General features: G+C 73.8%; 19 protein-coding genes. 15 read left to right on the top strand and 4 right to left on the bottom strand.

All coding sequences use genetic code 11. The features are described from left to right. The first annotated feature begins 26 nt into the window (after positions 1-26). The 5 genes from ACDF64_RS00915 to ACDF64_RS00895 all read left to right on the top strand — a co-directional run bounded on the left by ACDF64_RS00915 (position 27) and on the right by ACDF64_RS00895 (position 6,019). Entirely contained in the window at positions 27-2,501 is a 2,475-nt protein-coding gene (locus ACDF64_RS00915; RefSeq protein ID WP_394552914.1) for an ATP-dependent helicase, read from the top strand. Positions 2,502-2,562: 61 nt separating this feature from the next. Further along, positions 2,563-3,105: an NUDIX domain-containing protein gene (locus ACDF64_RS00910; protein ID WP_394552913.1), complete on the top strand. Its 543-nt coding sequence runs from the start codon at positions 2,563-2,565 to the stop codon at positions 3,103-3,105. Between the two features lie 87 nt (positions 3,106-3,192). Next, entirely contained in the window at positions 3,193-4,617 is a 1,425-nt protein-coding gene (locus ACDF64_RS00905) for a ferric reductase-like transmembrane domain-containing protein (protein WP_394552912.1), read from the top strand. Continuing rightward, positions 4,614-5,186 (top strand): FMN-binding protein, encoded by a 573-nt coding sequence (locus ACDF64_RS00900; protein ID WP_394552911.1) that lies wholly within the window; start codon positions 4,614-4,616, stop codon positions 5,184-5,186. Before ACDF64_RS00905 ends, ACDF64_RS00900 begins: the two co-directional genes overlap by 4 nt. Further along, positions 5,186-6,019, top strand: a complete 834-nt coding sequence (locus ACDF64_RS00895; RefSeq protein ID WP_394552910.1) for an FAD:protein FMN transferase — start codon at positions 5,186-5,188, stop codon at positions 6,017-6,019. Before ACDF64_RS00900 ends, ACDF64_RS00895 begins: the two co-directional genes overlap by 1 nt. A 70-nt stretch (positions 6,020-6,089) precedes the next feature. On the opposite strand, the gene ACDF64_RS00890 is transcribed toward ACDF64_RS00895, so the two are convergent. From ACDF64_RS00890 to ACDF64_RS00880, 3 genes are read right to left on the bottom strand one after another with little or no spacing between them, the layout of a single operon-like run. Then, a complete protein-coding gene (locus ACDF64_RS00890) occupies positions 6,090-6,809 on the bottom strand; it encodes a VIT family protein (RefSeq protein ID WP_394552909.1) in 720 nt (239 codons plus the stop codon). Between the two features lie 48 nt (positions 6,810-6,857). Then, entirely contained in the window at positions 6,858-7,229 is a 372-nt protein-coding gene (locus ACDF64_RS00885) for a hypothetical protein (RefSeq protein WP_394552908.1), read from the bottom strand. Positions 7,230-7,238: 9 nt separating this feature from the next. Further along, entirely contained in the window at positions 7,239-7,568 is a 330-nt protein-coding gene (locus ACDF64_RS00880) for a hypothetical protein (protein WP_394552907.1), read from the bottom strand. A gap of 322 nt (positions 7,569-7,890) precedes the next feature. Between ACDF64_RS00880 and sucC the strand changes: the two genes are divergently transcribed. From sucC to ACDF64_RS00850, 6 genes are all read left to right on the top strand, one after another. After that, positions 7,891-9,057, top strand: coding sequence for an ADP-forming succinate--CoA ligase subunit beta (gene sucC, locus ACDF64_RS00875; RefSeq protein WP_394552906.1), 1,167 nt, complete (start codon positions 7,891-7,893; stop codon positions 9,055-9,057). A gap of 24 nt (positions 9,058-9,081) precedes the next feature. Then, on the top strand, positions 9,082-9,990 hold the full coding sequence (sucD, locus tag ACDF64_RS00870) for a succinate--CoA ligase subunit alpha (protein ID WP_394552905.1): 909 nt from the start codon (positions 9,082-9,084) through the stop codon (positions 9,988-9,990). A gap of 107 nt (positions 9,991-10,097) precedes the next feature. Then, the gene (locus tag ACDF64_RS00865; protein WP_394552904.1) at positions 10,098-10,601 is read left to right on the top strand and encodes a hypothetical protein; all 504 of its coding nucleotides are present in this window, start codon (positions 10,098-10,100) and stop codon (positions 10,599-10,601) included. Positions 10,602-10,648: 47 nt separating this feature from the next. After that, the gene (locus tag ACDF64_RS00860) at positions 10,649-12,352 is read left to right on the top strand and encodes a hypothetical protein (protein WP_394552903.1); all 1,704 of its coding nucleotides are present in this window, start codon (positions 10,649-10,651) and stop codon (positions 12,350-12,352) included. A gap of 84 nt (positions 12,353-12,436) precedes the next feature. Next, the gene (locus ACDF64_RS00855; RefSeq protein ID WP_394552902.1) at positions 12,437-13,939 is read left to right on the top strand and encodes a DUF6350 family protein; all 1,503 of its coding nucleotides are present in this window, start codon (positions 12,437-12,439) and stop codon (positions 13,937-13,939) included. 54 nt (positions 13,940-13,993) lie between these two features. Beyond that, positions 13,994-15,529 (top strand): APC family permease, encoded by a 1,536-nt coding sequence (locus ACDF64_RS00850; RefSeq protein ID WP_394552901.1) that lies wholly within the window; start codon positions 13,994-13,996, stop codon positions 15,527-15,529. A gap of 21 nt (positions 15,530-15,550) precedes the next feature. On the opposite strand, the gene ACDF64_RS00845 is transcribed toward ACDF64_RS00850, so the two are convergent. Then, positions 15,551-16,567, bottom strand: a complete 1,017-nt coding sequence (locus ACDF64_RS00845; protein ID WP_394552900.1) for a hypothetical protein — start codon at positions 16,565-16,567, stop codon at positions 15,551-15,553. A gap of 140 nt (positions 16,568-16,707) precedes the next feature. On the opposite strand from ACDF64_RS00845, the gene purN reads away from it, so the two are divergent. The 4 genes from purN (at position 16,708) to ddaH (ending at position 21,562) form a co-directional block, all read left to right on the top strand. Further along, on the top strand, positions 16,708-17,301 hold the full coding sequence (gene purN / locus ACDF64_RS00840; protein WP_394552899.1) for a phosphoribosylglycinamide formyltransferase: 594 nt from the start codon (positions 16,708-16,710) through the stop codon (positions 17,299-17,301). After that, on the top strand, positions 17,298-18,908 hold the full coding sequence (gene purH / locus ACDF64_RS00835) for a bifunctional phosphoribosylaminoimidazolecarboxamide formyltransferase/IMP cyclohydrolase (protein WP_394552898.1): 1,611 nt from the start codon (positions 17,298-17,300) through the stop codon (positions 18,906-18,908). The genes purN and purH overlap by 4 nt, the downstream gene beginning before the upstream one ends. A 193-nt stretch (positions 18,909-19,101) precedes the next feature. Then, positions 19,102-20,199, top strand: a complete 1,098-nt coding sequence (locus tag ACDF64_RS00830) for a Glu/Leu/Phe/Val dehydrogenase dimerization domain-containing protein (protein ID WP_394552897.1) — start codon at positions 19,102-19,104, stop codon at positions 20,197-20,199. A 109-nt stretch (positions 20,200-20,308) separates the two neighbouring features. Continuing rightward, a complete protein-coding gene (ddaH, locus tag ACDF64_RS00825) occupies positions 20,309-21,562 on the top strand; it encodes a dimethylargininase (protein WP_394552896.1) in 1,254 nt (417 codons plus the stop codon). Positions 21,563-22,041: the final 479 nt, after the last annotated feature.

Genomic DNA, 22,041 nt, shown 5'->3' with positions numbered 1-22,041 from the left:
GATGCCCCGCCTAGAATCGAGGGGACATGACGCTGATCCTCGACCCCGACGACCCGGCCGGCTGGCGCGAGGCCGACGCGCCCCGACCGAACGCCGCAGGCTCCCACCTCACCGACGGGCTCAACCCGCAGCAGCGCGAGGCGGTGGAGTACCGCGGGCCCGCGCTGCTCATCGTCGCGGGCGCCGGCTCGGGCAAGACCCGCGTGCTGACGCACCGCATCGCCCACCTCATCGAGACGCGCGAGGCGTGGCCGAGCCAGATCCTCGCGATCACCTTCACGAACAAGGCCGCGGCCGAGATGCGCGAGCGCGTGCAGGCACTCCTCGGGGAGAGCGCGTCCGGCATGTGGATCTCGACCTTCCACTCGGCGTGCGTGCGGATCCTCCGTCGCGAGGCCGAGTCGCCCGGCCTGAGCTCGACGTTCACGATCTACGACTCGGCCGACACCCGGACGATGCTGAAGCGCATCATCAAGGAACTCGACGCCGACCAGATGGGCTTCACGCCCGCGAGCGCGCAGGCGAAGATTTCGCGACTGAAGAACGAGCTGAGCGACGTCGAGACCTACGCGCGCAACATGAACCGGAACGACCCGCAGGAACAGGTGTTCCTCGAGATCTTCCGCCAGTACTCGCGGCGCCTGCGCGACCAGCACGCGCTCGACTTCGACGACCTCATCGCCGAGACCGTGTACCTGTTCCGGGCGTTCCCGAAGGTCGCCGCGCTCTACCAGCGCCGGTTCCGCCACCTCCTCGTCGACGAGTACCAGGACACGAACCACGCCCAGTACGCCCTCATCCGCGAGCTCACGCGCCCGGTCGAGCGCGACGTGGTCGACGAGCTCGACGCGCACGGCATCCTCGTGCGTGGCCTCACGGACGACCACGGCGCGATCCCGGGCGCCTCGCTCACGGTCGTCGGCGACAGCGACCAGTCGATCTACGCGTTCCGCGGCGCCGACATCCGCAACATCTCCGAGTTCGAGCGCGACTTCCCGGGCGCGAGGGTCGTGCTCCTCGAGCAGAACTACCGATCGACCCAGAACATCCTCTCGGCGGCGAACGCGGTCATCTCGAACAACTTCGACCGCAAGGACAAGAAGCTCTGGACCGCTGACGGCGACGGCGACCGGATCACGGGGTACACCGGGTACAGCGCGCACGACGAGGCGCAGTTCATCGCCGACGAGATCGAGGTGCTGCACCGGGGCGGGGTCGCGTACCGCGACATCGCGGTGTTCTACCGCACCAACGCGCAGACGCGCGCACTCGAGGAGATCTTCGTGCGCGCGGCCCTGCCCTACCGGGTCGTCGGCGGCACGAAGTTCTACGAGCGCGCCGAGATCAAGGACGCGATGGCCTACCTCACGGCCGTCGCGAACCCGCTCGACGAACTCGCGCTCCGGCGCATCCTGAACACGCCCAAGCGGGGCATCGGGCCCGCGACCGAGACCGCGATCGCGAGCTTCGCCGAGCAGAACGGGCTCAGCTTCCGGCAGGCGATGCGGTCGGCCGCGGAGCTCGGGCTCGGGCCGAAGGTGCGCGGGGCGATCAGCGCGCTCGCCGACGTGCTCGACCAGGCCGCGGCGATGCTCGTGCCGTCCCAGGCCGGGCTCGACGCGGGCACCAACGAGGGCGCCGCGAAGGTGAGCGACGTGCTCGTGCACCTGCTCGAGGCATCCGGGCTCATCGCGGCCCTCCGCAACAGCCGCGACCCGCAGGACGAGACCCGTGCCGAGAACGTCGAGGAGCTCGTCGCGCAGACGCGCGACTTCGACCGCGAGAACCCGGGCGCGACGCTCGTGGACTTCCTGACGCAGGTCTCGCTCGTGGCCGCCGCCGACGAGCTCGACGACGCGTCCGGCACCGTCTCGCTCATGACGCTCCACACCGCGAAGGGGCTCGAGTACCACGCGGTGTTCCTCACCGGACTCGAGGAGGGCCTGCTGCCGCACCAGATGTCGGCGAGCGAGCCGGGCGGCCCCGCCGAGGAGCGCCGCCTGTTCTACGTCGGCATCACGCGCGCCCGCAAGAAGCTGTACCTGTCGCTCGCGATGAGCCGGGCCCAGTTCGGCGAGGTCGCGGTCGCGATGCCGAGCCGGTACCTCCAGGAGATCCCCGAGGACCTCGTCGACTGGAAGCAGTCGCCCGGCATGGCGACGAGCCGCGGCGGCACGCAGCCGCGCGCGCTGAACGCGCGCCGTCCGGGCGGCGGCCGCGAGGGCGGCGCCTGGGGCACGCGCGACCGCGACCTCGAACGCTTCAGCGTCACCCGGACCCCCGGCGCGAAGACCGAGTGGGCGAACAAGGTCACCGCGACCGTCCGCGACAACGGCGACCTGACGCTCGAGGCCGGCGACCGCATCCGCCACGCCGACTTCGGCGAGGGGAAGGTCACGCAGGTCACGGGGGAGGGCGCGAAGCGCATCGCGCACGTCATGTTCGACGCGCTCGGGGCGAAGAAGCTCCTCATCAAGATCGCGCCCATCGAGAAGCTCTGAATCCCCCGAGCCCCGGAACCCCGGAGCCCCGGACCCGCTGAGACCCCTGAACGGAGGCGCGATGGCCTGGCCCGTCCGATCGTCCCGCACGGTGTACGAGAACCCCTGGATCGTCGTCACCGAAGACCTGGTGACCCGCCCCGACGGCGCCGAGGGCGTCTACGGCGTCCTCGAGGTGCGCCACACGGCAGTGTTCGTCGTGGCGGTCACCGACCGCGACGAGGTGCTCCTCGTCACGGTCGACCGGCACACCGTCGGCACCTCCATCGAGGTGCCGGCCGGCGGCACCGACGGCGAGGACCCGCTCGTGGCGGCCCGGCGCGAGCTCCTCGAGGAGACCGGGTACGAGGCATCCGACTGGCGCGAGATCGGCCGGATGAGCGCGCTCAACGGCATCAGCCGCGCGCCGGAGGTCGTGTACCTCGCGACCGGGCTGCAGCGGTCGGCCGACGCCGCGCACCACCAGGGCGAGGAGGGCATCAGCGAGGTCCGCGCGGTGCCGTGGTCGGAGACGATCGCGATGGTGCGCGACGGGCGCATCGACGACGGCGAGACCGTCGCGGCGCTCGCGTACGCGGCGATCGCGCTCGGCCGGCTGGGCTGAGCGGACGCGGCCGCCTCGCCCCGCACTCACAGGGACCGCACAGGTTCCGCATCGGCCGGGGATAGCCGGGCATCCCACGATCGGGTCATGGCATTCCTGCTCCACGACGCTCGACCGCTCGAGCGGCCCGCGCGCCCCGCGCCCGATGCGGGCCGGGAGCGCACGCGCGCCGCGCGACGCGCGTGGCGGGTCGACGTGCTGCAGGCGCTCGCCGTGGCATCCGTCGCGGTCGCGGTCGCACTGTTCCTCGCCGAGGGCGGGGCGTCGAGGTTCGACGGTGCGGGCGCGGCGCTGACCTCGCTCGGCATCATCGCGGGGCTCGCGGCGACCGACCTCGTGCTCGTCATGCTGCTCCTCGCGGCGCGCGCGCCCTTCATCGAGCGCGCCGTCGGCCACGACGCCGCGATGGCGCTGCACGGACGGCTCGGCAAGCCCGTGCTGGTCCTGCTCGTCGCGCACGGGGTGCTGCTGCTCGCGGGCTACGCGCTCGCCGACGGGGTCGACCTCGTCGCCGAGGCCGTCGCGATCTGGAACCTCCCCGACCTGCCCTGGGCGGTCCTCGGGTTCGCGCTGTTCCTCGCGGTGGTCGTGAGCTCGCTCGTCGCGGTGCGGCGGCGACTCCGGTACGAGGCGTGGCACCTGATCCACCTGCTCGTCTACGTCGCCGTGCTCGCCGCCCTGCCCCACCAGTTCAGCGTGGGCGGGCTGTTCGCCGTCGGCACGTGGCAGTGGGCGTACTGGCTCGTGCTCGTCTTCGGCACCCTGGCGATCGTCGCGACCTTCCGCGTGGTCGCGCCGATCGTCGCCACGCTCCGGCACGGCCTCGTCGTCGAGCGGATCGACCCGGTGGGCGATCCCCGCGACGGGGTCGTGTCGGTCACGCTCCGCGGTCGCCGGCTGGACGTGCTGCGCGCCACGGGCGGCCAGTTCCTCATCTGGCGGTTCCTCGCGCCGGGCCAGTGGTGGCAGGCGCATCCGTACTCGCTGTCGGCCGCGCCGCGCGACGACCGGCTCCGGATCACGGTCCGGGCCCTCGGCGCGGGCTCGGCGGGCCTCGCCCGCATCCGACCCGGAACCCGGGTCGCGATCGAGGGCCCGTACGGGATCTTCAGCGAGGCGTCCCGGAGCCGCTCGCGCCTCGCGCTCGTCGCCGCGGGCATCGGCATCACGCCCGTGCGCTCGCTGCTCGAGACCGCGACCTTCCGCCCGGGCGAGGCGACCGTCGTGGTCCGCACGCCGGAGCCCGCGGCCGGATGGCTGGTGGACGAGCTCGCCGCGCTGTGCCGAGCCCGGGGCGCGACGCTCATCACGGTCCCGGGGCCACGCGGGGCGGGCTGGCTCATGACGGCCGCGGAGCGCCAGGGGCTCTCGCTCGCAGCCCTGGTGCCGCGACTCGACGACACCGACCTGTACGTGTGCGGGCCGCGCGCGTGGGCCGAGGGCGTCCTCGCCGAGGCGCGCGCGGCCGGCCTCGCGCCCGAGCAGATCCACCACGAACGGTTCGACTGGTGAGGCGGCGCGCGGTCATCCTGGCGTCCGCCGCCTCGGCGACGGCGATCCTCGGCGGGTGGCAACTGGGGCTGCTCGCCACGCCCTCGGCGCCGGTCGCCGAGCCGGCGACGACGGCCGCGGGCGGCTCGTTGGGGAGCGGGACGGGTGCGACGGGCGCGACGAGCGGCGCGACGGGCGGCGATGGGAGCTCCGCCGGTGCGTCGACGGATGCGTCGGCGGATGCGTCGTCGGGCGCTGCGTCCGACGCGTCGACGGATGCCTCGGCCCAGGCGCCGTCCGTCGCGGCATCCTCCGACGGCGTGTTCGCGGGTGCGACCGTCTCGACGAGGTTCGGCGACGTGCAGGTGCAGGTGACGATCTCCGGCGGCGCGATCACCGACGTCACGGCGCTCCGGCTCACCGACCATGACGGCCGGTCGGTGTCGATCAGCAATCGGGCGGCACCGATCCTGCGCGACGAGGTGCTCCAGGCGCAGGCGGCCTCCGTCTCGCTCGTGAGCGGCGCGACGTACACGAGCGCCGCGTACCTCCAGTCCCTCCAGGCGGCCCTCGACGAGGCGGGATTCTGATGCGCGCGGAGCTGCGGCGACCCGACACCGCGGGGCTGCCGCGGGGGGCGTTCCGTGCGATGGGCACGGTCGTGAGCGTGCGGCCCGGTGCGACGGGCCCGGGCGCGGGCGCGGGCGCCGACGCGGACACGGACGCCGCGCTCGTCGCCGTCGCCGACGTGTTCCGTCGCTGGGAGGCGACGTGCAGCCTGTTCGTCGCCGACTCCGAGCTCAGCCGGGTGGGCCGGGGCGAGCTCTCGCTGCTGGACGCCGGGACCGACGTGCGTCGCGCGTACGCGATCGCGCTCGAATGGCGCCTGCGCACGCGCGGCGCCTTCACGCCGCACCGGGGCGACGGGCGCATCGACCTCGACGGCGTGGTGAAGGCGCTCGCGGTCGCCGAGTCGGGGGCCGTGCTCGACCGGGCCGGGGCGACCGGGTGGGCGATCGACGCCGGGGGTGACGTCCTCGTCGCGCACGGGCCCGGCCCGGTGTGGCAAGTGGGCGTCGTCGATCCCGACGAGCGCGGGGCGCTGCTCGGCGGCATCCCGCTCGGCGGTGAACTCGGCGACACCGGACCCGGCGGCCGGCGTGCGCTCGCGACGTCGGGGAGCGCCGAGCGGGGCGACCACATCTGGACCCGGCCCGGCGAGGGGCCGAGCCCGTTCCGGCAGGTGAGCGTCGCGGCCGACGACATCGTGACCGCCGACGTGCTCGCGACCGCGATCGTCGCAGGCGGCGAGGCCGCACTCGACGAGTGCGCCGACCGGTTCGACATCGACGTGCTGGCGGTGCGACGCGACGGCGCGCTGCTCGCCACGCCGGGGTGGCCGCGCGCTCGGCCGACGGGCTGAGCACACCCGGTCGAGTCAGGCGTCAGGCGTCAGGCGTCAGGCGTCAGAGCGCGGTGTCCGGCGTCAGGCGTCAGAGCGCGGTGCCGAGCAGCCCGCCGATCACCCAGGTCACCGCGAGCGCGAGCGCGCCCCCGATCACGACGCGCAGCACGGCTCGCAGGCGCGGACTCTCGCCGATCCAGGCCGACAGCCAGCCCGTGATCGCGAGCGCGACGATCACGGCGAGGAACGTCGTCGCGACGCGCCACTCGGGCGGCGGCAGCAGGATCGCGAGCATCGGCAGCACCGCGCCGACGAGGAACGAGAGCGCGGATGCCCCGGCCGCGTGCCACGGGTTCGCGACGTCGTCCCGCGAGAGGCGCAGCTCGGTCTCGAGGTGCGCCGCGAGCGCGTCGTGCGCGGTGAGCTCGGCGGCGACGCGCTCCGCGGTCTCGGCCGAGAGCCCCTTGGCCCGGTAGAGCCCGGCGAGCTCGGCCAGCTCCTGCTCCGGCATGGTCTCGAGCTCGTACCGCTCCTTCGCGATGAGCGCGCGCTCGGTGTCGCGCTGGCTCGAGACGGACACGTACTCGCCGAGGCCCATCGAGATCGCGCCCGCGAGCACCGACGCGACACCGGCGACCAGGATGGCCGCGAGGTCCGTGGTCGCGGCCGCGACGCCGACCACGAGCGCGGCGACCGAGACGATGCCGTCGTTCGCGCCGAGCACACCGGCCCGGAGCCAGTTGAGCTTCGCGTGCAGGGAGCCCGCGTGCGGATCGTCGCGGTGGACCGGTTCGGATGCCTCGACCATGCGGCCAGTCTCCCAGCGGGCGAGGTGGCCGGCGCCTGCGCCCCGCCGCTACCCGGCGGGCGGCGACGTGGGCGGCGACGTGGGCGGCTGCGACGACGTGGGCGGCTGCGACGCGGGCGGGCCCTCGGGCGGACCGGCGGGCGGCTCCGTCGGCGGCGTCCCGCGTCGACGGCGCAGGATGAGCCAGGTGACGAGGCCCGCGACCGCGAGGACCAGGAGCGGTCCCCAGGTGATCCACCACGGGATCGGCTCGTCCGTCTCGGCCGCCTCGGAGGTCGGGGTCGGGGTGGGGGTGGGGGTGGGCGTGGGGGTGGGCGTGGGCGTCGCGGTGGGGGTGGGGGTGGGGGTCTCGGTCGGGCTCGGCGTGGGCGTCGCGGTGGGTTCCGGCGTCGGTTCCGGCGTCGGCGTCGGTTCCGGCACGACGGCCGGCTAGATCGGCTCGGGCGTCGCGCTCGGCGCGGGCTCGGGCGTCGGCGTCGGCTCCGGGATCGCGGACGCGGTGGGCGCGGGCGTGCGCGTCGGACGCGGCGTGCGCGTCGGTCGGGGCGAACCCGTCGGCTCGGGCTCGGCGGTCGGCGTCGGCTCCGGCTCCTCGGTCGGCATGGGCGGCTCGAGGGTCCGGGTGGGCGTCGGGAGCGTCGTCGGCAGCTCGGTCGGCAATGCCGTCGGGAGCGCGATCCGCCCGCCGTCGCAGCCGGTGAGGAGCAGCGCGCCGAGCACGACCGCCGCGAGCGCGGACCCCCGCCGCCGCCTCGCCATCGGTCAGTCCTTCGCCGTCGGACGCGGTGCCGGGCGGGCGGGATCCACGATCGTCATGACCGGACCGTACCGCCCGCGATGCCCGGGCATGCGCGGGCGCGCGCGCGTGGTGCGGATGCGGTGCGGGACGCGTCGACGGGTGCGGATGATCCTGCATCCACAGCGTTCCGCCCGAAGGAACCCCCGGTTCGGAGCCGTTCCCCGAGCGGAGTAGCATGGACGGCGGCCCGAGCGGATATCTCGACATCGAGATATCGTGGCCGGGCGCACTCACCCACAACTCCTGCGCGGCTGCGCCGCGCGGACTGATTGGAAGCAGAGCGTGGATCTTTACGAGTACCAGGCCAGAGACCTCTTCGAGAAGTACGGGGTGCCGGTGCTCCCCGGCATCGTCGCAGACACCCCCGAGGAGGTCCGCGCGGCCGCCGAGCAGCTCGGCGGCGTCGTCGTGGTGAAGGCCCAGGTCAAGACCGGCGGTCGCGGCAAGGCCGGCGGCGTCAAGGTCGCCAAGAACGCCGACGAGGCGGAGGAGGCCGCGAAGGCGATCCTCGGGCTCGACATCAGGGGCCACGTCGTGAAGCGCGTCATGGTCGCCGGCGGCGCCCGGATCGCGCAGGAGTTCTACTTCTCGGTGCTCCTGGACCGCGCCAACCGGTCCTACCTGTCGCTCACGAGCGTCGAGGGCGGCATGGAGATCGAGCAGCTCGCGGTCGAGAAGCCCGAGGCGCTCGCGCGCATCGAGGTCGACCCGGGCGTCGGCATCACCGTCGAGAAGGCCCGCGAGATCGCGGTCGCCGCCAACTTCCCCGAGGACCTCGTCGACAAGGTCGCCGACGTCTTCGTGAAGCTCTACGAGGTCTACAAGGGCGAGGATGCCACGCTCGTCGAGGTCAACCCGCTGATCCTCTCGGAGGACGGCGAGGTCATCGCCCTCGACGGCAAGGTCTCGCTCGACGAGAACGCCGAGTTCCGCCACGCCGGCCACGCGCTGCTGGAGGACAAGGACGCCGCTGACCCGCTCGAGGCCAAGGCCAAGGCGCTCGACCTCAACTACGTCAAGCTCGACGGCGAGGTCGGCATCATCGGCAACGGCGCGGGCCTGGTCATGTCGACCCTCGACGTGGTCGCCTACGCGGGCGAGCACCACGGCGGCGTGAAGCCCGCCAACTTCCTCGACATCGGCGGCGGCGCATCCGCCGAGGTCATGGCCAACGGCCTGTCGATCATCCTCGGCGACCCGCAGGTGCAGAGCGTCTTCGTGAACGTCTTCGGCGGCATCACCGCGTGCGACCAGGTCGCGAAGGGCATCGTCGGCGCGCTCGCCGAGCTCGGCCACGAGGCGAACAAGCCGCTCGTCGTGCGCCTGGACGGCAACAACGTCGAGGAGGGCCGGCGCATCCTCGCCGAGGCGGCGCACCCGCTCGTGACCCTCGCCGACAACATGGACCAGGGCGCCGACAAGGCCGCCGAGCTCGCGAACGCCGCGTAGGCGCAGAAGGACAGGATCACTGCAATGACGATCTTCCTCAACAAGGACAACAAGGTCATCGTCCAGGGCATCACCGGCGGCGAGGGCTCCAAGCACACCGCGCGCATGCTCGCGGCCGGCACGCAGGTCGTGGGCGGCGTGAACGCCCGCAAGGCCGGCACGACCGTGCTGCACAAGGACGCGAACGGCGCCGACGTCGAGCTGCCCGTGTTCGCGAGCGTCGCCGAGGCCATCGAGGCCACCGGCGCGGATGTCTCGATCGCGTTCGTGCCGCCGGCCTTCACGAAGGACGCGATCATCGAGGCGATCGACGCCGAGATCCCGCTCCTCGTGGTCATCACCGAGGGCGTGCCCGTGCAGGACTCGGCCGAGGCCTGGGCCTACGCCAAGGAGCAGGGCGGCAAGACCCGCATCATCGGGCCGAACTGCCCGGGCATCATCAGCCCCGGAGAGGCGCTCGTCGGCATCACCCCGGCGAACATCACGGGCAAGGGCCCGATCGGCCTCGTGTCGAAGTCGGGCACGCTGACCTACCAGATGATGTACGAGCTGCGCGACCTGGGCTTCTCGACCGCGATCGGCATCGGCGGCGACCCCGTCATCGGCACGACGCACATCGACGCGCTCGCCGCGTTCGAGGCCGACCCCGAGACCAAGGCGATCGTCATGATCGGCGAGATCGGCGGCGACGCCGAGGAGCGTGCGGCCGACTTCATCAAGGCGAACGTGACCAAGCCGGTCGTCGGCTACGTCGCGGGCTTCACGGCGCCCGAGGGCAAGACCATGGGCCACGCCGGCGCCATCGTCTCCGGCTCGGCGGGCACCGCGCAGGCGAAGAAGGAGGCCCTCGAGGCCGCCGGAGTCAAGGTCGGCAAGACGCCGTCCGAGACCGCGCGCCTGCTCCGCGAGGTGTACGAGGCGCTCGGCGCGTAGTCCGCACCGTCGCCGTTCGAGGGGGTCCGCCGGTTCCGGCGGGCCCCCTCGTCGTCTCGCGTCCGGCGCCGAGTCGCACGCGCGTCGCCGCGGGTTAGCATGACGCCATGGGGGACACGAGACTGCATCCTGCGGTGCACGCGGTATTCACGACCGAGCAGGGCGTGTACGGGGTCATCCTCGTCAGCGGTCTCGTCACGATCGCGGGCCGGCACGAGGACGACCCGTTCACCGTCTTCGTCATCGTGGGCTTCACGGTGGTCGTGTTCTGGATCGCGCACGTCTACGCGGGGACCGTGGCGCGGTACGGGTTCCAGGCGGAGCGGCACCTGCGGCTGCGCGACGCGATCCGCAAGTCGCTGTGGGAGTCGTTGCCGATGCTCACCTCCGCGGCGATCCCGTCGGTGTTCCTGCTGCTCGGCGCGCTCGGGGTCCTCGAGGAGGACACCGCGATCTGGTGGGCGCTGTGGATCGGCGTCGTCGTGCTCGCGGTCCTCGGCTGGATCGCGTTCGCCCGCCGCGGCGCCCCCTGGTACATCCGGGTGCTCGGTTCGGCGATCACCGCGATGTTCGGCATCGTGATGATCCTGCTCAAGGCCTTCGTGCACTGACCCGCTGGCGATAGGGTCGCCTCGGGGGGTGGTGCAGCATGGCACGGGTGACGATCGCCGACCTGCAGGCGCGCATCGACGCGCTCGAGGGGGAGAACGAGGCACTGCGCGCGGAGCGCGACGCAGCCGAGCGCGCCGCGGCGGAACGCGGAGGCGGCGCAGGCGAACCGAAGCGCGGGCGAGGGCGCGGCCGGCTCGCGGCGGCCATCGTGCTGGTCGTGCTGGGCGTGCTGCTCGCGCCGGTCGCGGTCATCGCGAGCTGGGCGCGCGCCGAACTGGTGGACACCGAGCGCTTCGTGGCGACCTTCGCGCCGCTCGTCGAGGATCCCGCGGTGCAGCAGGTCATCGTCGACGAGGTGTCGACGGCGATCGAGGGCCGGGTCGACATCGACGCCCTCACGGCCGACCTCGTGGACGGCATCCAGTCCCTCGACATCCCGGATGCCGCGAAGTCGGCGCTCGGGCTCCTCGAGAAGCCGGCCGCCGAGGGCCTGAAGAACCTCCTGCACACCTCGATCGAGCGGATCGTCGAGTCGCCCGCGTTCGCGGACGTCTGGGCGAACGCCCTCCGCGTGACGCACACCCAGTTCGTCGCGGCGATGGAGGGCGACCCCGACGCGGCGCTCGCGATCTCCGATTCCGGCCAGCTGAGCATCCAGCTCGCACCGGTCATCGAGTCGGTCAAGGAGCGGTTGCTCGAGCAGGGCATCGGCTTCGCCGCGTCGATCCCGACGATCTCGGGTTCGATCGTGATCGCCGAGTCCGACGCGCTCGCCGTCGTCCAGACGGTCTACGCGCTCGCCGTCGGCGTCGGAACGTGGCTGCCCTTCGTGGTGCTCGCGCTGCTGGTCGGCGGCGTGCTGGTCGCACCGCGGCGCAACCGCGCGCTGCTGTGGACCTCGGGTGCGCTGCTGTTCGTGATGCTGCTCACGCTCGCGGGCTTCGGCATCGGGCGGTGGTACTTCCTGACCGCGACGAAGCCCTACATCGCCTCGGACGCCGCGGGCGTGATCTACGACCAGTTGCTCGAGCTCATGAACTCGGTCGCGGTCGCGGTCGCGGTGCTCGCCGCGCTCACGCTCGTGATCGCCTGGTTCGCCGGGCCGTCGCGAGCGGCCGTGCGGACCCGGGCCTTCGCCGAGGGCGGATTCGCCCGCACGCGTGCGGCGGCCGCCCGTGCCGGGATCGGCACCGGCGCGTTCGGCGCCTGGCTCGACCGGGCGATCGGGTTCGCCTACGGTGCGATCGCGGTCGTCGCGGCCTTCGTGATCGTGGTGTTCCGGCCGATCTCGGTCGCGCTGGTCCTCTGGACCGTGGTGATCGCGCTCCTGGTCGTGCTGCTGCTGCAGTTCCTGCGCCGCCCGCCGGGCACGCCCGAGCCGGTCCGGAAGGCAGCCGCCGCGCCGCGCCCGGCCGCGCCGGACGACGCTCCGGTCGCGACCGCGGCGGGTGCGGGCTCGGTGGGTGCGACGAGCGCGGATGCCACGGAGACGGCGGTGCTCACGGATGCCTCCGGCACCGCGGTGCTCGTGGAGACGGCGGTCCTCGCGGACGCCCCGGATGCTCCGGCCGCGGGCGCCGCCGCGTCGGATGCCGCGGACACCGAGGTGATCGTGGATGCCGCGAGTCCGCCCGGGCCCTCGGAGGCCGAGCGCTCGCCCGAGCTGCCGAGCGCGTTCGAGGCCGTCGTGCGGCCCGACCGCGCACCGCGCCGGGGTCCCGGCTCGGGCGACGACGAACCCGGCTCCTAGCCGGTCGCGGCCGGGCGGGCCCAGGCGGGGCGCGCCGCACCTCCTGCGCGCGCAGGGCGGTCGCGCGGTTAGGCTCGTGGGGCAATGAACCGCCTCACCGTCGTCCTGCTCGCCGCGCTCGAGGCCGCGGTGTCGGCGTTCGTCGGATTCGGCATCGTGCTCGTGCCGCTCATGCTGCTCTGGGCCATCCACTTCGGGCTCGAACTCGACGCCGAGGTGTTCCTCCGCGCGGCGGGCGACATCTGGCTCCTCGGCCACGGCGTCGACCTCACGGTGACGCTCGACGCGGTCTCGGCGGAACTCGTCGGCGTGCCCGGCGCGGAGGCGCCGTTCACCCTGAGCATCGCGCTGCTCGGCTTCGCGTTCGCGACCGTGCTGTTCGGCCGGCGGATCGGGCGGCGCTCGGCCGCGGCCGGCCATGCGATCGTCGGCGGCGTCACGGCGGTCGGCGTGTACGCCGCGTTCGGCGCCGTCGTCGGATTGCTCGTCGACCACCCGGCGGCGTCGTCCAGGTGGTGGGAGGCGATCCTGCTGCCCGCCGCCGTGATGGCGCTCGGCGTCGTGATCGGGTCGACCGTCGAGGCGCTCCGGTTGGCCGACCTCGCCGGGGAGGCGCGCGGCGACGGCCCGCGGGAGCACCCGCTCGCCGCGATGCTGCTGCGCCTGCCGCCCGCCGTCCTCGCGACCGGACGGGCGATGCTGCGCGTCGGGGTCGGCGCTGCGTTCGCCGTCGTCGGCGTCGCGGCCGTCGTCGTCGCGGTGCTGATCGGTGCGGACTACGCGACCGTGGTGGGCCTCGCCGGCTCGCTCGACGCCGGGGTGGACGGCGGGATCGCGCTCGTCGTCGGCGAGCTCGCGGTGCTGCCGAACCTCGTCGTGTGGGCGGCCGCGTGGCTCCTGGGCCCCGGCTTCGCGTTCGGCGCCGGCACGTCGCTCTCCCCGACCGCGACGGTCGTCGGGCCGCTGCCCGGCGTCCCGATCCTGGGCATCGTGCCGTCCGACGGCGTACCCCTCGGGCTGCTCTGGCTGCTCGTGCCGCTGTCGGCCGGATTCGCCGGCGCCACCTTCGTGTGGCCGTGGCTCGTCGGCGCGCTCGCGCCGGCCTCCCGACCCGCGTTCGCGGGGCTGCCGGCCTCGCTCCGCCCCGCCGCACGGCGGGACCTCGGTGCGGCGTGGTGGCTGCCCGCAGTGCTCGCCGCGGGCGCCGGCGTCGCGGCCGGCGTCGTGATGGGCGCGCTCGCGTGGTGGTCGTCGGGCGCCGTCGGGCCCGGGCGGCTCGTGCAGGTCGGCCCCGACCCGATCCCGGTCGCGTCGATGGCCGCGCTCACGGTGTTCGTGGGTGCGCTCGCCGGCGCGAGCACCGCGCGGGCGCTCGGCATCGACCCCGGGCACGTCCGCGACCACGAGCGCGACGACCGGCTCCACGACCCGCGTGACAGCCGGCGCGACGACCCGCGCGACCACCGGCCCGACGACGAGGCGAGGCTCTCCGACGGAGCATCCGCTCGGGATGCGAACGCGACCGAGCCGCTCGATCCCGGGCTCCTCCGGGGCGTCCCCGCCGACCGCGACGACCCCGGAGCCTGACGCCGCGTCCTCCCGGCGGTACCCTGCGCGGAGGGGGTCCGAAGGGGGGCCGGGATGAGCACGGACATCGAACAGCCGCACACCGAGGGCAAGGGACTCGCGAAGGGGACGCTCGGCCTGTGGGGCTCGACCGTGATCGGGCTCGCCTCGACGGCGCCCGTGTACTCCCTGGCCGCGACGCTCGGCTTCGTCGTCCTCGCGGTCGGCGCGCAGGCGCCCGTGGCCTTCATCGTCGCGTTCATCCCGATGCTGCTGATCGCGTTCGCGTACCGGGAGCTCAACCGCGACGTGCCCGACTGCGGGACGACGTTCACGTGGGCGACGAAGGCGTTCGGCCCCTGGGTGGGCTGGATGGGCGGCTGGGGCGTCGCGGTCGCCGGCACGGTCGTGCTCGCGAACCTCGCCCAGATCGCCGGGCAGTACTTCTGGCTGCTCGTGTGGCCCGACTTCGCCGACATCGGGCTCGTCGTGACCGCGACGGGCGTCGTGTTCATCGCGCTCATGGTCTGGGTGAGCTATCGCGGGCTCGAGATCGGCGAGCGGCTGCAGAACGTGCTGCTCGGCTTCCAGTACGTCGCGCTCGCGGGGTTCGTCGTGATCGCGATCGTCCACATCGCGGACGGCACCGCGCCGAACCCGACCGCCCCGAGCCTCGAGTGGTTCAACCCGTTCGCGTTCGCCTCCTACGGCGCGTTCGTGGAGGCGGTCCTGCTCGCGCTGTTCATCTACTGGGGGTGGGACACGTGCCTCGCCCTGAACGAGGAGACCCGGGACCCGAAGCGCATCCCCGGCCGTGCGGCGGTCCTCACGACCGTCATCCTGCTGGTCACCTACGTCGGCGTGACGGTCGCCGCGATGTCCTACGCGGGGCTCGGCGAGTCGGGCTTCGGCCTCGGCAACCAGGACAACGCCGACGACGTCTTCTTCGCGCTGCGGAACGTGATGTTCGGGCCGTGGTCGTGGCTCCTCGTGATCGCGGTCATGATCTCGGCGATCTCGTCGACCCAGACGACGATCCTGCCGACCGCGCGCGGCACGCTCGCCATGGCGGTCTACCGGGCGCTGCCGAAGCGGTTCGCCGCGGTGCATCCGCGGTTCCGCACGCCCGCGTTCTCGACCCTGCTGATGGGCGTCGTCGCGATCGCCTTCTACGTCGGGATGACCCTGATCAGCGACAACATCCTGCAGGACACGGTGCTCTCGCTCGGGCTCGCGATCGCGTTCTACTACGCGATCACGGGCTTCGCGTGCGTGTGGTACTTCCGCGACTCGCTGTTCTCGTCCTGGCGGAACTTCTGGTACCGGCTCGTCTTCCCGCTGGTCGGAGCGCTGCTGCTCGCGGGCGCGTTCGTGTCGTCCGCGATCGACATGTTCGACCCCGACTACGGGTACACGGTGATCTGGGGCGTGGGCGGCGTGTTCGTCGTCGGCATCGGGTCGCTCGCGCTCGGCGTCGTGCTCATGCTCGTCTGGGCGGCGTTCCCGGCGTCGCGCCCGTTCTTCCGGGGCGAGTCGCTGAACCGCGAGACCGAGGTGCTCGTGCCCGAGGACGAGGAGCCCGCCACCCGGTCGATCGACGGCGGCATCTGAGCGGATGCCCCGCGCCCGGTGCTACCCGGTCACGGGCTCTCGACCGTGCGGAGTCCCGAAGCCCGCCGGTGAATCGCAGTGGAACACCGCGATGTTGTGCCCTCCCTCGACGGTGTAGAAGTACGGGAACGGATAGTCGAGCGTGACCGCCCCGGAGCGGAAGCCCATGATGTCGGCGATGTGCGAGAGCGTTCCCTCGGGACACGCGTCGACGTGCGCGCCGAGCGCGGTCACGACGACGTCCGCGTCGCACGGCTGGTAGTCCTGACCGGGGTACATGATCCCCAAGGGGTGGCAGCGCCGCCACTCGTCGGTGCCGGGCGCCTGCCCGGAGCCACCCGAACCTCCGCCCGCGGCGGCCCGCCGCGCGGCCTCCTCGGCGGTGCGCTGGTCGTGGCTGGCGATCGCGGCCTCGACCGCGGCGCGCAGGGGTGCGAACCGGGCGGACAGCTCGGCGGCGGAGGCCGAGCGCACGGCGCCGGCCGCGTCGTGCGCGGCCTGGAGCACGGCCGGGTCCGCCGCCGTCGCACCGGCGAGGCGCCCCTCGGCGTGGACGACGAACCGTTCGACGAGGTCGGCCCGGAGGCCCTCGAGCGCGTCGGCGGCGTCGGCCACGGCGTCGGGGTCGTCCGCCTCGAGTGCGGCGTCGAGCGTCTCGACCGCGGTGCGCGCCTCGGCGACGAGCGCGGCGTCGGAGAACCCGTCGAGGTCGCGGACCGCCGCACGCAGCGGCTCGGATGCGGCCAGCGCGTGGCGTCGCGTGCCGGCCAGTGCCGTGAGCACCGGCGCGTGGCGCACGGCCGTGGCGACGACCGCCGGCTCCTCGTCGAGGTCGTCGCCCGGGCCGAACACCGTGATCGCGCCCCACACGCAGGCTGCGAGGAGGCCCGCCGCGGCGAGGCCCGACAGCGCGGCGGTCAGGCGATGCCGACCACGGACGGACGGGGCGGCGGCGTCAGCCGCAGCGACGGAATCGGCGTCGGCACCGGCGGGGACGCCGGGATCGGTCGACGGGCTCGGCGGCGGGGCATCCGTCATGGACGTCTCCAACTGGGGGAGCGGTGCTCGCGCACCGCAGGCGGGGGCGGGCTCGCGCGAGCGTACCAGCTCCGGACCCGCGTGGACGCGAGCATGACGCCCGCACGGATCGCGCCCGACCGAGCGGGTAGGCTCGGAGGGTGCTCAAGCTCGTCGTGCTGATCTCGGGCGGCGGTTCGAACCTCCGCGCCCTCCTGGAGGCATCCGAGGACGCGGAATTCCCGGCCAGGGTCGTGGCCATCGGCGCCGATCGCGAAGCCGAGGGGCTCGCCCTCGGCGAGGAGTTCGGCATCCCGACCTTCATGGTGCCGTTCACCGCCTACGAGACGCGCGACGCGTGGGGCGAGGCACTCGTCGAGTCGATCCGCCACTGGGGCGCCGACCTCGTCGTGCTCTCGGGGCTCATGCGGCTCGTCCCGCCCGCCGTGGTCGACGCGTTCAGCCCGTACCTCATCAACACGCACCCCGCGTACCTGCCCGAGTTCCCGGGCGCGCACGGCGTGCGCGACGCGCTCGCGGCCGGCGCCGACCAGACCGGGGCGAGCCTCATCGTCGTCGACAACTCGGTCGACGGCGGCCCCATCATCGCGCAGGAGCGCATCCCGATCCTCCCCGGCGACACGGAGGCGACCCTCCACGACCGGATCAAGCCCGTCGAGCGGCGCCTCCTCATCGAGGCGGTCCTCGACATCGCGAACTCCCACCTCGACCTGAAGGAGCTCAGCGCATCATGAGCGGTGCCACCATCGACCCGAGCCTGTACCGCGAGCGAGACCTCGTGCCGATCCGGCGTGCACTCGTCGCCGTGAGCGACAAGCGCGGCCTCGTCGAACTCGCGACCGCGCTCGTCGGCGCGGGCGTCGAGATCGTCTCGACCGGCGGCACCGGCAAGGCGATCGCCGACGCGGGCCTGCCGGTCACCCAGGTCTCCGAGGTCACCGGGTACCCCGAGCACCTCGACGGGCGCGTGCGCACGCTGCACCCCGGCGTGCACTCGGGCCTGCTCGCCGACCTCCGGCTCGAGGACCACGAGCGCCAGCTCGCCGAGCTCGCGATCGCGCCGTTCGAGCTCGTGGTCGTGAACCTCTACCCGTTCACCGAGACCGTCGCCGGGGGCGCGGAGCCCGACCAGGCGATCGAGCAGATCGACATCGGCGGGCCCGCGATGGTGCGCGCGTCGGCGAAGAACCACGCGAACGTGGCCGTCGTCGTCTCGCCCGACCGCTACGACGAGGTCGTCGCAGCGCTCGCCGCGGGCGGCACCACGCTCGCCGAGCGCCGCGCCCTCGCCCGTGAGGCGTTCCGCCACACGGCGTCCTACGACGTCGCGGTCGCCTCCTGGATCGGCAGCGTCATCGCACCGGACCAGGCGGCCGAGCAGTCGCCCTTCCCGGCCTGGGTGGGCGGCACGTGGACCAAGCATGCCGACCTCCGCTACGGCGAGAACTCGCACCAGAAGGGCGCGCTGTTCGAGTCGGTCGGCGGCCGCCCGGGCATCGCGCAGGCGACGCAGCTGCACGGCAAGGAGATGTCGTACAACAACTACGTCGACGCCGACGCGGCCGTCCGCGCCGCCTACGACTTCGACGAGCCCGCGGTCGCGATCATCAAGCACGCGAATCCGTGCGGCATCGCGGTCGCTCGCCCCGGGGCATCCGACCCGATCGCCGACGCGCACCGCCACGCGCACGAGTGCGACCCGGTCTCGGCGTTCGGCGGCGTGATCGCGGCGAACCGCATCGTGACCGCGCGGATGGCCGAGCGGGTCGCCGAGATCTTCACCGAGGTGATCGTCGCGCCCGGCTTCGAGGACGCCGCGGTCGAGATCCTCTCGCAGAAGAAGAACATCCGCCTGCTCGTGCTCCCCGAGGGCTTCTCGCCCTCCGCGGTCGAGCTCCGCCAGGTGTCGGGCGGCCTCCTGCTCCAGCAGGCCGACCGCCAGTTCGCGGACCCGTCGACCTGGACCCTCGCCGCAGGCGAGCCGGCCGACGAGGCGACGCTCGCCGACCTCGCATTCGCGTGGACCGCGGTGCGGTCCGTGAAGTCGAACGGGATCCTGCTCGCCTCGCGCGGCGCATCCGTCGGCGTGGGCATGGGGCAGGTCAACCGCGTGGACTCGTGCCGACTCGCGGTCGAGCGCGCCGGCCAGCGCGCGCGCGGCTCGGTCGCGGCGTCCGACGCGTTCTTCCCGTTCGCGGACGGCCCGCAGATCCTCATCGAGGGCGGCGTGACCGCGATCGTGCAGCCCGGCGGCTCGGTGCGCGACGAGGAGGTCATCGCGACCGCGAACGCGGCCGGCGTGACCATGTACTTCACGGGCGAGCGGCACTTCTTCCACTGAGCCGCCCAGTCGACCTCCCGGTCGCCGGCCGCTCCGGCCGCCGACCGGGACCGAGGCCGATCCGCCGGTGAACCCGCGGACCGGCCCGAGCGGGGGTCCGGATGCCATCCCATCCGACGTACCCTTGAGGTGAGGCGCTCACGAGGCGCCGCCACCTTCCGCCCACGAGGCGGAGAACGAGGAGATTCGATCGATGACGATCACCCATCCCCACGGCGTCGGCGCGCCCGGCGCGACCGTCCCCCTCCCCGAAGTCGCACCGGACCACGAGCGGGTGCTGATCACCCGCGGGCCGCGCTCGGGACTCGCGATCATCGTGGCCGTGCACTCGACCAGGCTCGGCCAGGCGCTCGGCGGCGCCCGCCTCTGGCGGTACGCGCACTGGACCGACGCACTCGCGGACGCGCTCCGGCTCTCGGAGGCGATGACGTTGAAGAACGCCGCGGCCGGCCTCGCACGCGGCGGCGGCAAGGCCGTCGTGTGCATCCCGCCCGACGAGGAGCTCGACGACGCCAGGACCCGCGACGCGATGCTCGACCTCGGCGACGCCGTCGAGTCGCTCGGCGGTGCGTACATGACGGCGGAGGACGTCGGCACGAGCGCCGAGCTCATGGCCGTCGTGGCCGAGCGCACCGCGCACGTGTGCGGCCTCCCGCCCGAGCAGGGCGGCGTCGGCGAGCCCGCCGACGCCACGGCCGCGGGCGTCTACGCCGGGCTCGAGGCCACGCTCGGGCACGTGTTCGGCGACCGCTCGGTGCGCGGCCGGCACATCGTCGTCGCCGGCCTGGGCCAGGTGGGCGGCCGCCTCGCCCGCCGGCTCGCGGCCGAGGGCGCGCGCCTGTCGGTGACGGATGTCGCGGAGCACGGTCGGCGCCTCGCCGACGAGCTGGGCGCCGAGTGGGTCGCGCCCGAGGCGGCGCACCTCGTGCCCGCCGACGTGTTCGTCCCGTGCGGCCTCGGCGGCGTGCTCACGGCCGACGCCGTGCGTGCGATGCACGTGCGCGCCGTGGTCGGCGCGGCCAACAACCAGCTCGCCGAGCGCGACGTCGCCGAACTGCTGCGCCGGCGCGGGATCGCCTGGGCGCCCGACTTCGTGGTCAACGCGGGCGGGGTCATCCACCTCGACGTCGCGTCGCGCGACGGCGTCGGCGCGGCCGAGCTCGCCCACCGGGTCGCGGGCATCGGCGACACGGTCGCCCGCGTGCTGCGCGAGGCGGATGCCACGGGCACGACGACGCTCGAGGCCGCCGAGCGCCTCGCCGCCGTGCGCCTCGACGCGGCCGGGAGCTGACGCCGGTCCGGGATCCGACGCCGGTCCGGGATCCGACGCCGCACGGACGCAGGACGGGGTCCGCCGCCGCGTGGGCGGCGGACCCCGTCCGCGCCGTTAGGCTCGGGGGATGACGTCCCCCGCCCCCGTCGTGTCCGTTCGGCCTGCCGTGCCGCGGCCCGCCCGCACTCCGCTGCGTCGCGTCGTCGCCGTGATCGCGGCCTCCGGGGCGGTCGCCGCGGTCGGCTTCGGCGCCGCGCTGCTCGGGCTCTTCATCGCGAACGGGCAGTCGCCCGACGTGTTCCCGCGGGCGGCCGGGCACTACTTCCTCGCGGCGGTGATCGCGTGGATCCTGCTCGGCGTCTCGAACGGGGTCGGCGCGGCCCGGCGCTGGTTCCTCGCCCTGCTCTCGGGGCTCGCGTCGGCGGTGCTCGCGGCGCTGCTCGCCACGACGGTCACGGTGCTCGGCGCCAACCGCCCGACGCCCGAGCTCTTCGTCTTCGTGCTGGGTTCGATCGTGAGCCTCAACCTCGTCTTCATCGTGGCCGTGACGCTCGGCGAGGTCTTCCTCGCGCCCGCGGTGCTGCACCGCGTGCTCGGCTGGTCGCCGCGCCGGCATGCGCGCCGGATCGCGCTCGTGCGGATTCCCGCGTCCAACCTCGCCGAGGGCGAGCTCACGCACCGGGACCGGGTCCCGATCGACCAGGCGAAGGCCGACGACCAGTGGGACAACTACTGCGCGGCGCTCGTCGCCGAGGGGTGGGAGACCGTCGAGGTGGACGCCGCGCCCGAGCTGGCGGACTCGGTGTTCGTCGAGGACGCGGTCGTGATGTTCGACGACCTCGCGGTGCTCGCGAGCCCCGGCACGGCGTCGCGCCGCGGCGAGGTCGAGGGCGTCGAGCGCGCGGTCCGCTCGCTTCCCGGCATCGAGGTCGCCCGCATCGAGGCACCCGGCACGCTCGACGGCGGCGACGTGCTGAAGGTCGCCGACACCGTGTACGTCGGCGCCTCCGCCCGCACGAACGGGGAGGGCATCCGCCAGCTGCGCGCGCTGCTCGTCCCGCGGGGGCTGCGGGTGGTCGCGGTGCCCGTGACGAAGGCGCTGCACCTGAAGAGCACGGTCACGGCGCTGCCGGACGGCACCGTCATCGGGCATCCCGACCTGGTCGACGAGCCCGCGCTGTTTCCGCGGTTCGTGCCCGTGCCCGAGCCCGAGGGCGTCGCGGTCGTCGCGCTCCGCGACGACACGCTCCTCATGTCGGCCTCGGCGCCGCGGACCGCCGCGATGCTCGCCGGGTTCGGCTACCACGTCGTGACCGTCGACATCAGCGAGTTCGAGAAGCTCGAGGGCTGCGTCACCTGCCTGTCGGTGCGGATCCGCTGACGCCCGCGGCCCGACCGGGCCAGGGGAACCGTCGGATCTCGCCGCCGGGTTGCGCCGCGTCGCGTCGGCACCATATTCTGAAGGGCTGGCTGCGACGCGACCCGTCCGGCCGTGCACGACGACGCAGGGAGGACACCATGCAGAAGCCCGCCACTCACGCCTATCCCGTGATGGTCATCGGCTCCGCGCGTCCGCGCACCGTCGTCCGTCTCGGGTAGGGCCACCCGGAAAGCCCCGCGTTCCCGCGGCGACCACGTCGGTCGCCGAGACGACGCCGCACGCGGCATCCGCCGCGCATCCACTCCTCGCACCGACCGCCCGACCGCGGCGCGCTGCTGCGCCCGCGTCGACCCTTCCGGAAGGACCCGGCTTGTCCGCCACCACGTCCACCCTCCACCCACCGCAATCCGAGGCCGTCGAGCCCGAGCCCGGCACCGCCCGGGGCGGCGCGCCCGAGCGCGTCGGCGCCGTGCGCGCGC

The sequence above is a fragment of the Agromyces sp. MMS24-JH15 genome, assembly GCF_043518605.1.
Lineage (GTDB): Bacteria > Actinomycetota > Actinomycetes > Actinomycetales > Microbacteriaceae > Agromyces.
This window is presented reverse-complemented; position numbering and strand designations above follow the sequence as displayed.

Bases quoted from the DNA above. Each gene is read 5' to 3' on its own strand.
- ACDF64_RS00915 (WP_394552914.1), top strand. From the start codon at position 27: ATGACGCTGATCCTCGACCCCGACGACCCGGCCGGCTGGCGCGAGGCC.
- ACDF64_RS00910 (WP_394552913.1), top strand. From the start codon at position 2,563: ATGGCCTGGCCCGTCCGATCGTCCCGCACGGTGTACGAGAACCCCTGG.
- ACDF64_RS00905 (WP_394552912.1), top strand. From the start codon at position 3,193: ATGGCATTCCTGCTCCACGACGCTCGACCGCTCGAGCGGCCCGCGCGC.
- ACDF64_RS00895 (WP_394552910.1), top strand. From the start codon at position 5,186: ATGCGCGCGGAGCTGCGGCGACCCGACACCGCGGGGCTGCCGCGGGGG.
- ACDF64_RS00890 (WP_394552909.1), bottom strand. From the start codon at position 6,809: ATGGTCGAGGCATCCGAACCGGTCCACCGCGACGATCCGCACGCGGGC.
- ACDF64_RS00880 (WP_394552907.1), bottom strand. From the start codon at position 7,568: ATGGCGAGGCGGCGGCGGGGGTCCGCGCTCGCGGCGGTCGTGCTCGGC.
- sucD (WP_394552905.1), top strand. From the start codon at position 9,082: ATGACGATCTTCCTCAACAAGGACAACAAGGTCATCGTCCAGGGCATC.
- ACDF64_RS00865 (WP_394552904.1), top strand. From the start codon at position 10,098: ATGGGGGACACGAGACTGCATCCTGCGGTGCACGCGGTATTCACGACC.
- ACDF64_RS00855 (WP_394552902.1), top strand. From the start codon at position 12,437: ATGAACCGCCTCACCGTCGTCCTGCTCGCCGCGCTCGAGGCCGCGGTG.
- ACDF64_RS00850 (WP_394552901.1), top strand. From the start codon at position 13,994: ATGAGCACGGACATCGAACAGCCGCACACCGAGGGCAAGGGACTCGCG.
- ACDF64_RS00845 (WP_394552900.1), bottom strand. From the start codon at position 16,567: ATGACGGATGCCCCGCCGCCGAGCCCGTCGACCGATCCCGGCGTCCCC.
- purH (WP_394552898.1), top strand. From the start codon at position 17,298: ATGAGCGGTGCCACCATCGACCCGAGCCTGTACCGCGAGCGAGACCTC.
- ACDF64_RS00830 (WP_394552897.1), top strand. From the start codon at position 19,102: ATGACGATCACCCATCCCCACGGCGTCGGCGCGCCCGGCGCGACCGTC.
- ddaH (WP_394552896.1), top strand. From the start codon at position 20,309: ATGACGTCCCCCGCCCCCGTCGTGTCCGTTCGGCCTGCCGTGCCGCGG.